The sequence below is a fragment of the Pseudonocardia alaniniphila genome (assembly GCF_022524485.1).
Lineage (GTDB): Bacteria > Actinomycetota > Actinomycetes > Mycobacteriales > Pseudonocardiaceae > Pseudonocardia > Pseudonocardia alaniniphila.
The window spans coordinates 1-12,661 of the sequence record NZ_JAKXMK010000047.1; the positions used below are offsets into that span (position 1 = coordinate 1).

Sequence of the window (12,661 nt, forward strand, 5' to 3'; positions counted from 1 at the left end):
CGACACACGACCCACGCCGCCGACGTCCTGACCAGCAACCCGATCCAGTACGCCGCAGGCGAGCCCGGCGTCAAGGTGGGCCAGTAGCCCGTGCCGGCCCCGCGGATGTGGAGATCGTGACCTCATGAAGCCGTTTCGGTATCACCGCCCGGAGAACGTCACGGAGGCCGTGACGATGCTGGCCGATGCGCCCCACGGGGCCTATCTGGTCGGCGGCACCGACCTCGACGACCTGATGCGACTGGACGTGGCGTCGCCCGATCTACTGGTCGATGTGCGGTGCCTGACCTCCGATCGCGTCGAGGAACTGCCGGACGGCGGCCTGCGGATCGGCGCTTCGGTCCCCGCCCGCGAACTGGCGGCCGACCCGCGGCTCCGGCAGCGTTATCCGTTGCTGACCGAGGCCCTGTCGGCGGGTGCCCCGGACCGGGCCCGCAACGCCGCGACCACGGGCGGTGACCTGCTGCACCGCACCCGCTGCGCGTTCTTCCAGGACGTGACATCGGGGTGCAACAAGCGCGAGCCGGGATCGGGCTGCGCGGCGCGCGAGCGCCATCATCCCGAACTGGCGATCCTCGGCGGTTCCCCCGCGTGCGCAGCCACGCATCCGTCGGACATGGCTGTTGCCATGACCGCGCTCGACGCGGTGGTGCGCACACAGCGTCCGGACGGGGAACGCACGATCCCGCTGACCGCGCTGCACCGGCTGCCAGGAGACGAGCCGGAACGCGACACCGTGCTGGAGCACGGGGAGCTCATCATCGCCGTCGACCTGCCGCCGCCGGCCTTCACGAACTCGCGATACCGCAGGGTGCGCGCTGAGGCCTCGTATTCGGTCGCGCCGGCGTCGGTTGCCGCCGCGCTCGAGGTCACCGACGGGGTGGTGCGTGACGTGCGTATCGCGCTCGGTGGCGTGGCGCCCAAGCCGTGGCGGGCGACGGTGGCCGAATCAGCTCTGCGCGGCGCACCGGCGACGCAGGCGAGCATTCGCAATGCGGCCACCGCCGAACTCGCCGCCGCGCAACCACTGCCTGGCAACGCGTTCATGGTCCCGCTCGTCCGCACCACCATGATCGCCACGCTGCTCGAACTGGCCGAGGACGAAACAGCGGCTCCAGCCGCGGTCGTCGTGGGCGCAGGAACGCCGCCGCCCCTGTGACGCCGTCTCCCGCGCCCCGTCAGTCGGCGTGCGGAGTGTGCGGCTGGGTGAGCGCATGCACGATCCGCTTCCGCATGCTGGGGTGGATCGGCAGGAGCGAGAGTTCGGCGGGGTCGACCCAGGCGGCGTCACAGGTCTCGTCGTGGTCGGGCTGTGGCTCGCCACACCGCGGTTCCGCATGGAAGCACACCGCGAACTGTTGGCGCGCCTCACCGGTGGCCGGGTAGACCATGACGTGCCCGGGGTCGGTGAACACCCCGACGAGCCGAGTCACGCGGATGCTCACGCCGCTCTCCTCGGCAACTTCGCGTTCCGCGGCCGCAATGGCCGATTCGCCGACCTCGACGCGCCCGCCGGGCAGCTCCCAGTTGCCCGAGTCGGTCCGGCACACCAGCAGCATGCGACCTCGTTCGTCCTGCACTGCAGCAAAGGCCGTGGGCGCGATCGAGTTCGCCGGCGGCGCAGACCGGTCGTGAAAGAACTCCTCGCGGGCCACTGGCCTACCGTCCACCCGGGCCGGCCTGCCACATCGGGAGGTCAATATCTGGACACCAAGAGTTCACCATTGAGCAACCTCCATAACGCGTGAGGAGAACAATCTCCACGGAGCGGTCGGCCCGGCGTTCACGATCTCGATCGAGCGGCCTGCGGACTGATCGTCGAATGGCACCATGGCGGCGGGGTTACGGATACTCGGGCGCAAAGCCGCCGACGATGCCGCGCATCTGATCAATCCCGTGACGCTGGGACGGCTGGCATGCTTTGCGCTCATGGAGGCCTCGACTGTGCTGCGTCGCGCCGACCTGAATCTGATTCCCGCCCTCGCCGCCCTGCTCGATCAGCGACACGTGACCAGGGCAGCGGAGTCGATCGGGATCGGCCAACCGGCGATGAGCTCGGCATTGGCGCGGCTACGGCGGCTGTTCGACGACCCGCTGCTCGTACGCCATGGCCGGGTACTGGAACTGACGCCGATGGGACAAGCACTTCTCGAACCGGTGCACGACGTACTCGCGGGCCTCGAGCACCTGTTGGTGATCACACCGTCGTTCGATCCGGAGAACGACATTCGGTCATTCACGATCGCGGCGAGCGATTACGTCACTCTCGTACTGCTGCGCCCACTTCTCGAAGAGCTCTACCGGGAAGCCCCTGGCGTCAGGGTGAACGTGGTGCCCGTCAACCTGGCCACCTCCGTTGCGATCGAGCGCGCGCAGATCGATCTCGCCGTGGTTCCCCGGCAGGCGATGACCTCGCGTATGCCACATATCCAGCACCGCGAGTTGTTCACCGAGGAGTACGTGCCGGTGGTGTGGAAAGAGAACCGCGAGATCGGTGACGTTCTCGATCGAGAAGCGATCGAACGGCTCTCGTACGTCCGATACCACGACGAAAGCAGTGGTCCTGCCCTCATCGACGCACAGTTGGCCACCCTGGGCATCGAACCGCGGGTCGCACTGACCACGCTGAGTTTCGCGCTCGTCCCGTTGCTGCTGCCGGGCACCCAGTTCCTCGGCTTCGTGCAGAGACGGCTGCTGCGACAGGCGCACCTGAGGCGTGATCTACGGATGCTGACCACACCGATCCCCATCGATCCGATCGTCGAGCACATGTACTGGCACCCCGTCATGCACAGCGACCCCGCGCACCACTGGCTCCGTGAGCGGATCGCGGCCCTCGCCTCCAACATCTGACCCCGCGTCCCGGATGGATCGGCCACACCCGAGTCAGGCCCCCATGACCGCCTCCTCCGCGTCGTGCCCGTAGAGCCATTCGTTGTGGCGCAGGGGGTCCTGGCCTGCGAACTCGGCGTCTCTCGCCCGCTGCTCCGGCCCGTCGGGTAGATGATTGATGCCCGCCCGGTCCCGGCTGCCCAGTTGCACCGCCGTCGCCCGCTCGATCCGCATGTCCTGGTAGACCCGCAACGCCTTCTGGACGTCCGCGCCGCCATCGACGAGGCAGCGCGCGAGCACCGCGGCGTCCTCGATCGCCTGGGCAGCACCTTGTCCGAGATACGGGACCATGGGGTGCGCCGCGTCGCCGAGCAGGGCAACCGAGCCGCCGACCCACCTCGGCAGTGGATCCCGTTCGAAGACAGCCCACCGGCCGGCGCTCGGAGAAGCCTCGATGAGGCTGCCCAGTCGGGGGTCCCACGTCGCGAACTCGGCTGCCACGTCGTCCACTCGGCCCTGTGCGCTCCAGGACTCCACCGCCCAGTCCGTTTCGGGCACGTAGGCGACGAGGTTGATCAGCGTGCCGCCCGAGATCGGGTAATGCACCACGTGACGGCCCGGGCCGAGCCACAGGGTCTGCACCGGGCGCCGGGCGAAGTCGGGTGCCGCTTCCGCCGGCACCAGGCAGCGGTAGGCACAGAGCCGGGCGAACACCGGCTCCGGCGCCGGAACCACGGCGGGAGCCACAGTGGAATGCGTGCCGTCGGCCCCGATGACCACAGCGGCGGTGGTGGACGTGCCGTCGTGGAAGGTGACGAGCACGTCGCCCGCCCGCTGCTCGACCCCGACGCAGCGCTTGCCCAGCACGAGGCTCTCCGGGTCGACCGCGGCCACCAGCGCCGCGAGCAGATCGGCGCGGTGAGCCACCAGGCAGTCCTCGCCGTACAGCCGACGGCACCGCGCTCCCAACTCCTGGGAGAACAGCACCGCGCCATCGCTCCAGCGGCGGAACTCCCAGCCGACCTCGAGGGGAACGGCCTCGCGCTGCAGAACATCGATCACTCCCAGCCTGCGGATGAGTCGCACGGCGTTGGGAGATACGACAAGCCCTGCACCGACGGGCCGCAGTTCGGTGGTCTGCTCGTAGACACGCGCCCGCAGACCTGCCCGCCGGAGGAACGCGGCTGCGGCGAGTCCGCCGATACCACCACCGATCACGACGACGTCAGACTCGTCATTCGACCTCCAAACTGCGGACAAAGCCATCCTCCTGGAACGTTCTCGTGGCGTGGAATGGGCGTCTTCGCCGGCTTTCAGGATCAACGCTCGCTATCTACGATGATGTACCCACCTGGTCGAGCCCCGTTACGCACGCTAACGGTCCAGCTCAGGGATCCGACCGTGTTCCGTTGTCAAGAATCCGCAGAGGAGGTGATCCCGCAAGGCGACGGCGAAGCCCCCGGCGGGCGGTCGGCTGATCGAACCGGCCGGGCCCCGCTACCGGTCCGTCACGCCGTCGATGATCGCGGTGGTCCCACGTCGGCGCATTGTGATCATTTCCGGGCGGGCCACCGTTGATGATGACGCTTTCTTGATCACATCGGGTGAGACTCGACGACAAGCGGTCCCGTGGTGGCATCCTGAAAGGGGATGCTTCACTCGAACCGGTTACGAAGCCCGGCGCCGGAGGGTCCCCTACTCGGGCGCTTCCTGCATTCTCCCTGATTTCGCACATTGTTCATCTCCTGGTGGTGCTACGGTCCCGGCCGTGTATTCGTCCACGGGACATCGCGCCGATCTGTGTCCGGTTCGATACGGGCTGCCGATCACATGACGGGCACATGGTTGCGCCACAGGACGGCGACCGCCCACGTGGACGGCGCCGCCCCTGTCGTCGGCGTCGCGTCGACCGCCGTGGCCGGTTTCGCGTTCTGGCTCGTGGCCGCCCGGCTCTACCCGGCAGCCATGGTCGGCGTCATCGTCGTCGCACTGTCCGCGATGCAGTTGCTCACCGGCATCGCGCAGCTCAACCTGAACCAGGCCCTGCATCGTTCCGCGGCCGGACCGCACGACCACCGGCGGATCGGACGGGCCTACCTCGTCAGCGCCATGCTCATGGCGGCCGGGGCGGTGGCCGTCGTCGCCGCTGCGAGCTTCTGGGCACCTGAGCTCCTCGGATACGCCGGGCGGGTGCCGCTGCTGGAGTTCTTCATACCGGCGACGATCATCTGGTCCTTCTTCGCACTGCAGGACTCCGTGGTGGCGGCCGCCGCCCGGGGCGGATCCTTGCCGGTCGGGAACGTCGTCCTCGCACTGCTCAAGATCATGCTGCTGGCCATCGCCGTCGTCTGGGCGCTGCAGGACGGATCGACGTTCACCTGGGCACTGGCCGTGGCAGCGGTCGTGGCCTGCGCCGTCGGCTACCTCTTCCTCCGGGCGCTGGCCGACCGTGAGGCCACGCCCGTGCAGCAGTCCGGACTCGACCACGCCGGGCGGCTGCTCTGGTCGGCCGCGGTACACGGACTGCCTCTACTGGTGCTGGTCGTCATCGGTCCGGTGCACGCAGCCGTGTACGGCATCGTCTGGACGATCGGGTTCTCACTCCACCTCGTCTCGTCGACGATCGGCCACGCCCTCACTCCGCAGGCCGTCGCGGCGCCGGAAGGAGCACCCACGGCTCGGCGCGACATGGAGCGCCGGGCGCTGACGCTCCTGCTGCCGGCCGTCGTCCTGATCGAGGTGACGGCACCGTTCGTCCTCCGCATCTTCGGACCCGAGTACGCCGAGCTCGGCAGCACCGCCCTGCGTATCGCTGCGTGGTCCGCGATCCCCGGCATCGTCACCACCTCGGCCATCAGCATGGCCAGGGCCCGGAAACGAGGCGCCGTGCTGTTCGTCGTGCCGGCAGCGGTCGCGACGATCACGATCGGACTCTCGCTCATCCTCGTGCCCCGCTGGGGACTCATCGGCATCGCGACGGCGTGGCTCGTGGGTCAGAGCCTGGTGGCAACCGTCGTGCTCGTCCTCCGGGCCACGTGGCTACCGCCGCAGCTCGATGCGCCACTGAGCGCGGTCCGGCATGCGCGGCTGCTCGCGCGTCTCCGCTACGCGGCCGGCGGGCAGGTCCTGTCCGGTGGCGACTGGGGCACTTCCAGGATCCTGTCCGGTGGTTCGCAGGGGCTGGTCGTTGCGGTCGGGCACCAGGACGGCACGGACTCCGTGCTCAAGGTGGCCGCCACCCCCGTCAGCCGCGAGGCCCTCACACGGGAATGCACCACGCTGCTCGCCCTGCACGCGAACCCGCGCGTCGGCAGCTGGCGCAGGCTGGTGCCCGAGCTCGTCTCCGACGGTGCCGCAGGCGGGATCAGCTACGCACGCCACACACGACTCCCCGGCCGGCCCGCCACCGACGTCACCGATGCAGCCGTCCAGGAGCGGGTCGCCGCGGATGCCGTCGCGACGATCAGCGAGCTGCACCGGCGCACGGCATACGCGACCCCGGCCACCGAGGAGCACCTCGCCCGGTGGATCAGCCGGCGCGCCGCCGTGGTGCGGGAGCACGTGCCTCGCGCCGACCACGACCGCCTCGACCAGGTCGAGCAGCTCCTGATCGAGGAGCTGCGGGATCGCCGGGTCGCGCTCGGGTGGACGCACGGCGACTACACCGCGCCCAACGTGATCGTCGCCGACGACGGTGCGGTCTGCGGCGTGGTCGACTGGGAGCAGGGCGACCCGGCCGGGCCGACCATGCTCGACCCGGTGGCGTTCCGCCTGATCGCTGCCGTGCAGGCCGGCCGAGAGGAGCTCGGAGCCGTCGTCGTTCGCTGGTCGGCCGACGGCGGCCCGTACGCGGGCGAGCTCGCCGACCTGCAACGCAGGCTCGGCGCCGACCCGCTCCACCCCAGAGCGCTCGTGCTGTTCGGATGGCTGCACGTCGTGGCGCTCAGCATCGAGAAGTCGGCCCGGTTCGCCGCGAACCCGGTGTGGATGCGGCGCAACGTGCGGATGGTGCTGCGCGACGCCGTGCTCGAACCCGTCGGCCGAGCGCACCACCGATAAGGCCGGACCACCGTCACCCCGGTCTCCCACACCCCCTCGGAACGACCGGATCGCCGATCCCCACGTCGGTCATCGACCATGCGGGTCCCAGCGGGATCCCGAACACACACCGCACCTCACGAACGAGCCGGTTCGTCACGGCTGTCGCGCCGCACAGGACCGTGCGCAGCGCCTGCAGGTGCTGGGGCCTTCCCCGCGCGGCCGTGATCATGTCGTCGACGAAAGCGGGTGCGGCGAGGAACACCGTCGCTCCTGTCTCGGCGAGCAGAGCCAGACCGTTCTCCCCCGACCAGTCATCGAGAAGCACCACACAACCGCCGGTCAGCAGGGAGGAGAGGAGGGCGAGATTCCCGGTCACGTTCATCAGGTCGTGCGGCGTGAACACCACGTCCGGCCTGCCGGGGCGGCCTGCTCCCGCCCATCCGGACGAACGGGCGTGCAGGGTGTTCCACGTGTGGAGCACGCCCATCGGCTCGCCGGATGGGCCGGCGGTGAAGCAGACCACCGCGACCCGGTCCGGATCCTCGTGGGCGTCGTCCAGAGCCACCGGATGACACTGTTCCCACCGTGTGTCCTCGAAGAACGAGCCGAACTCGATCTCATCCTCGCTGGCGAGCCCGCCCAGGACCACCCGGTGCCGTAGCCACGGCAACCGCGGCGCCATCTCCCGCAACGCCCCGGCATGGCCGAACCCCGACCATCGGTCGACCGTGATACAGACGCTCGCCCCCACCCGGTCCAGCACTTGCTCGAGCTCACGCGCCACGATCCCGGTGGTGATCGACACCAGCATCGCGCCCAGCCGCGCCACCGCCAGCATCAGCGCACTCGTCTGCCACAGGTTCGGCAACTGCAGCGCGACCACGTCTCCGGGCCGGACCTCCAACTCGTACAAGGCACCGGCAAACCGCTCCACCCGGCCGGCGAACTCGGCATAACTGACCTGCTCCGGCTGCACGCCGGACCGGTACGCCCTGACCGCTACCCCCTCCGGCGTTTCGTCGCGCCATCGGCGTAGGTCGCTCAGTGGCCCGGAATCCCGCCACACTCCCGCGGAACGGTATTTCGCTGCGAGCGCATCTGGTGGGCGAATGCCGAAATCGAACACAGAAGATCTCCCCGAGCTCGTCAACACGGACGGCTTCGACTTTGGCCGGCCGCGCACACAATGGACGGAAATAACCATGCACGACGAGCCGACACCAGGTCGGGTTCGAAACACCCGGATCCGGCCGCCATCGACTCCCCATCGGACCGGCAATGCGTTATCTCGATAAGGCCGACCGGCAGAGCGGTCCGACCGTTCCGTGTTCTCGGGCAGCACCGGCCGACCAGGCCCCGACGCGAGAATCGGACGGCAGGGATCAGCGAACCGGTGGCATCACCGGTATACGCCGCACCGAGTGGCGCGGACCGCGATGGCGAGCCATTTTCGGATCGGCATCCCCACCTAGCGCGGGTGCATGCGAATCGCGATCTCCAATGACCTCCATCTCAGATGGAGCGAGCTGGCCCTCATTGCTTTCCCCTTTACCGCCTCACGGGACGAGGTAGTGGACACCGTGACCCGTCCTTTGCCCTCCGCACGATTGACTCACCATCAATCTCATCCCTACCAGGTCATTCTGCCACACACTTTCAGCCGTGCCCCCTCAGATTTCGCCGGGCCACCTCTTGTGACATGTCATCATTGAAATCGAGCTGGACATGTCGGAAATGCGCCGTCACCAGATCACCACAGTGCCGACGAAGGGGATGATCGCGCGCCGAGGGCCCTGCCGCAGCGGTGGGGACGCCGGACTCGAGAACGCTCAGGTACGCCCCTGCATCTGGGCCGCACAGCGATTCCCGGCATCGACGCGGTTCTCGGCCGATGGCGGACCACCTGACGTCGATGTGCCCGAGCGTCGAAGTGATGATCATGTGCCGGCCCTGTTCGCACTGATCGCCATGACATCAAACTGCCACCGGAACGCGGGCTCGGCCACGCAGTTCCGGCCATCCCGGCCACAGATTCGGACGCCTGACCCCGGCGGGCCCGAGCCGCATTCGTCCCGTTCTGGCGGCGCAGTTCACAGGCCGCATGATGATCCTTCACAGGCGTGAGCGAACGGGTTGCGATCGCAGTTCGCGTAGCTTGTTCCGGAGCATGGTGGGCTGCCGTTTCATACGGCATCGGACGATCCTGGGGGGTGGGGCGCGGCGAAGAACGAGAAGGCGGTGTTGGCAGGTGCTGCGTGGCCGTCACGACGAGCGTGCGGCGCTCGACCAGTTGCTCGATGACCTTCGGGCAGGCGCGAGCCGGGCGCTGGTGATGCACGGCGAGCCCGGTGTGGGCAAGACGGCGCTGCTGCACGACCTCGCCGAGCGGGCGACGGGGTGCCAGGTCGTGCAGGCCGCGGGGGTCCAGTCGGAGATGGAACTGGCCTTCGCCGGCCTGCACCAGCTGTGCGCGCCGATGCTCGAACGCGTCGAGCAGCTCCCCTCCCCTCAACGTGAAGCGCTGAGCACGGCGTTCGGACTGAGCCGCGGCCCCGCGCCGGATCGCTTTCTGATCGGGCTGGCCGTGCTGGGGCTGCTCGCCGAAGCGGCCCGAAGCCGCCCGCTCGTGTGCCTGGTCGACGATGCGCAGTGGCTCGACCGGGCCACGGCACAGGTGTTGGCCTTCGTCGCACGCCGCCTGGGCGCGGAGTCGGTGGGGCTGATCTTCGCGGTCCGAAGCCCCGACGGGGTGGCGGAGCTGGCCCACCTACCGCAGCTGGTGGTCGGCGGGCTGTCCGACGCCGACGCGCGGGCACTGCTGGGTTCGGCGGTTCGTGGCCCGTTGGACGAGCGGGTGCTCGGCCGGATGGTCGCCGAGACCAGGGGCAACCCGCTTGCGTTGCTGGAACTGCCACGCGGATTGATGCCCGCGGAGCTGGCCGGTGGGTTCGGTATGCCCGAAGCGGCCGCGCTCCCCCAGCAGATCGAGGACAGCTTCCGGCGGCAGCTGGAGCCCCTCCCGGATGACACGCGGCAGTTGTTGCTGCTCGCGGCCGCCGAGCCGGTGGGCGACCCCGTGCTGGTGTGGCGGGCGGCCCAGCGGCTCGGCATCACGTCGGGGGCGGCGGCGCCCGCGGTCGGGGCGGAGCTGCTCGAGATCGGCACCCACGTGCGGTTCCGGCATCCGCTCCTGCGGTCTGCGATCTACCGAGCGGCGACCCCCGAGGAGCGGCGCAGCGTGCACCGGGCGCTGGCGCAGGTCACCGACCCCGAGGCCGACCCCGATCGCCGCGCCTGGCACCGCGCCCAGGCCGCGCCCACCCCGGACGAGGACGTCGCCGCGGAGCTCGAGCGCTCGGCCGAGCGGGCACGGGCGCGGGGCGGGCCGGCGGCGGCAGGCGCGTTCCTCGAACAGGCTGCCGCGCTGACGCGTGACCCGGCGCGCCGGACGGAGCGCACGCTGGCCGCCGCGCAGGCCATGCACCAGGCCGGCGCTCCCGACTCGGCCCTGCGCCTGCTGTCCCTTGCCGAGGCGACACCGCTCGACGAGCTCTCGCGCGCCCACGTCGACCTGCTCCGCGCCGAGATCGCCTTCTCCGTGAACCGCGGCGGCGACGCCGCCCCGCTGCTGCTCAAGGCGGCCGCACAACTGGAGGGGATCGACGTCCGGCTGGCTCGCGAGACCTACCTGGACGCACTCTCCGCGGCCATGTTCATGGGCCCGCTGGCTGCCGGCAGCGGTGTACGCAAGGCCGCCGAGGCCGCACGGGACGCACCGCGGGCGCCGCACGACCCACGGGCGGCGGACCTTCTCCTCGACGGCCTGGCCACCCGTTATGCCGACGGGTTCGCTGAGGGGATACCCGTGCTCCGGCAGGCGTTGCGAGGCTTCCGCGGGCCGGACCTCTCCGAGGAAGAGGGGCTGCGCTGGCTCTGGCTCGCCCATGTCAGCGCCGTCGACACGTGGGACGAGACCTGGGACGGGCACTCCGCCCGCCATCTCGAGCTCGCCCGCGATACCGGCGCACTCACCGCGCTCCCACTCGCACTGTCCATGCGCATCGGCGTGCACGTGTGGGTCGGCGAGCTGGGAGCCGCAGCGTCGCTGATCGAGGAGCTGGAGACCGTCACCGAGGCGACCGGAAGCCACCTCGCGCCCTACGGTGAGCTCGCGCTCGTCGCCTGGCGGGGTCGTGAGGCCGAGGGCACCGCGCTCATCGAGGCCGCGCTCGAGGAGGCGGCACACCGGGGCGAGGGGATCGGAGTGGCGTTCGCCCACTGGACAGCGGCGGTCCTGTACGCAGGCCTCGGCCGGTACGAGGACGCGCTGGCCTCGGCCACCCTGGTGACCGAGCACCCGCACGAGATGGGCCTGTCCACCTGGGGCGCGCTCGTCGAACTCATCGAGGCCGCGACCCGCACCGGGGACCGCGGACGCGCGGCCGACGCCCTGCAGAGGCTCACTCGACTGACACGCGCCGGCGGCACCGACTGGGCACTGGGCGTCGAAGCTCGCTCCCGCGCACTGCTGGGTGACGGCCCGGCAGCCGAGGCCGACTATCGCGAGGCCATCGACCGACTCTCGCGCACCCGCGTCCGGGGCGAGCTCGCCCGCGCCCAGCTGCTCTACGGCGAATGGCTGCGCCGCGCGGGTCGCCGGCTCGACGCGCGCGAGCAGTTGCGCACCGCCCACAACGCGTTCACCGCGATGGAGATGGAGGCGTTCGCCGAGCGCGCCGAGCGCGAACTGCTGGCCACCGGCGAGCACGTCAGGAAGCGCAGTGTCAGCACCACCAGCGACCTCACCGCCCAGGAGGTCCAGATCGCCCGCCTCGCCGGCGACGGGCTCACGAATGCCGAGATCGCCTCCCGGCTGTTCATCAGCCCGCGCACGGTCGAGTGGCACCTGGGAAGGATCTTCGGCAAGCTCGAGATCACCTCACGCAGACAGCTCCAGCGGCGCTGACCGCCGAATCGCGACGTCGCAGCCCGTCGTGCGTCCGCGCAGCACGCCGGGGCGTTTGCCTGTCGCTCGCGGGATCAGGTCACCCCACGTGCTGCGAGGTGCCGGCGCTCACTGTCGCTGCCAGTGAGGCGATGTGGTCGATCACCGTGTCCAAGCCGGCCTCCAGCCCGGCGGTGTCCCTGCGGACCTGCGTGAGCAGCAGGCCTCCTTGCAGAGCCGCGAGCAACGCCCTGGCCAGGCGTTCAGGATCGGCCTCTCCGGGCAGCTCGCCGCGGTCGCGCATCGCCTGGATCCCCGCCCGGATCGCCGATTCCCACGTGCTGAACCCGGCGGCGAGAGCCACCCGGGCCGCTGGGTCCGTGTCGGCGAGCTCGCCGGCCAGCGAGCCGATCGGACAACCCCCTTCGTAGTGGCGCTCGCGCTGGAGCCCGACCAGGAGGTCGCGCCACTTCCGCAGGGCCTCCACGCTGTCCAGCCGGTCCAGGAGAGGCTGCTGGGCGCCGAGCACCGCATCCGTCTGGCAGATGATCACGGCACGAACGAGCGCCCGCTTGTCGCGGAAGTAGTGGTAGATCTGTGAGCTGCTCACCCCGGCAGCGGCCTGCACGTCCTCGATGCTCGTCCCGGCGACGCCATGGTCGAACATCAGCCCAGCCGCCGTGGTGACGATCCGGTCCCGGGTCGCCCGGCCCTTGCGTGTCAAACGTGACTCCGCGGGCACGACCCCGTCTGTACTCACGAGAGCCGATCCTACTTTTGGACCCACCGCCCGAGGTCGAAGCGAGGCGAGTCGGTCACGGATCGGCGAGCACCGCTCTTAGG

The 12,661-nt window shown here is 70.0% G+C and carries 8 protein-coding genes; 4 read left to right on the forward strand and 4 right to left on the reverse strand.

Going from position 1 to position 12,661, the window contains the following annotated elements; all coding sequences use genetic code 11:
* Positions 1–124: 124 nt before the first annotated feature.
* A complete protein-coding gene (locus tag MMF94_RS38610) occupies positions 125–1,159 on the forward strand; it encodes an FAD binding domain-containing protein (RefSeq protein ID WP_241042442.1) in 1,035 nt (344 codons plus the stop codon).
* A 19-nt stretch (positions 1,160–1,178) separates the two neighbouring features.
* Here MMF94_RS38610 and MMF94_RS38615 read toward each other — a convergent pair whose 3' ends face one another.
* Positions 1,179–1,670, reverse strand: a complete 492-nt coding sequence (locus MMF94_RS38615) for an NUDIX domain-containing protein (protein WP_338104420.1) — start codon at positions 1,668–1,670, stop codon at positions 1,179–1,181.
* A gap of 259 nt (positions 1,671–1,929) precedes the next feature.
* On the opposite strand from MMF94_RS38615, the gene MMF94_RS38620 reads away from it, so the two are divergent.
* Positions 1,930–2,853, forward strand: a complete 924-nt coding sequence (locus MMF94_RS38620; protein ID WP_241042444.1) for a LysR family transcriptional regulator — start codon at positions 1,930–1,932, stop codon at positions 2,851–2,853.
* 33 nt (positions 2,854–2,886) lie between these two features.
* Here MMF94_RS38620 and MMF94_RS38625 read toward each other — a convergent pair whose 3' ends face one another.
* The gene (locus tag MMF94_RS38625) at positions 2,887–4,092 is read right to left on the reverse strand and encodes an FAD-dependent monooxygenase (RefSeq protein WP_241042445.1); all 1,206 of its coding nucleotides are present in this window, start codon (positions 4,090–4,092) and stop codon (positions 2,887–2,889) included.
* Positions 4,093–4,662: 570 nt separating this feature from the next.
* On the opposite strand from MMF94_RS38625, the gene MMF94_RS38630 reads away from it, so the two are divergent.
* Positions 4,663–6,891, forward strand: a complete 2,229-nt coding sequence (locus MMF94_RS38630; protein WP_241042446.1) for a phosphotransferase — start codon at positions 4,663–4,665, stop codon at positions 6,889–6,891.
* 13 nt (positions 6,892–6,904) lie between these two features.
* On the opposite strand, the gene MMF94_RS38635 is transcribed toward MMF94_RS38630, so the two are convergent.
* The gene (locus MMF94_RS38635) at positions 6,905–8,077 is read right to left on the reverse strand and encodes an AMP-binding protein (protein ID WP_277398925.1); all 1,173 of its coding nucleotides are present in this window, start codon (positions 8,075–8,077) and stop codon (positions 6,905–6,907) included.
* A gap of 1,044 nt (positions 8,078–9,121) precedes the next feature.
* Here MMF94_RS38635 and MMF94_RS38640 point away from each other — a divergent pair.
* On the forward strand, positions 9,122–11,839 hold the full coding sequence (locus MMF94_RS38640) for a helix-turn-helix transcriptional regulator (protein WP_241042448.1): 2,718 nt from the start codon (positions 9,122–9,124) through the stop codon (positions 11,837–11,839).
* Between the two features lie 79 nt (positions 11,840–11,918).
* Here MMF94_RS38640 and MMF94_RS38645 read toward each other — a convergent pair whose 3' ends face one another.
* Positions 11,919–12,578: a TetR/AcrR family transcriptional regulator gene (locus MMF94_RS38645; protein WP_241042449.1), complete on the reverse strand. Its 660-nt coding sequence runs from the start codon at positions 12,576–12,578 to the stop codon at positions 11,919–11,921.
* Positions 12,579–12,661: the final 83 nt, after the last annotated feature.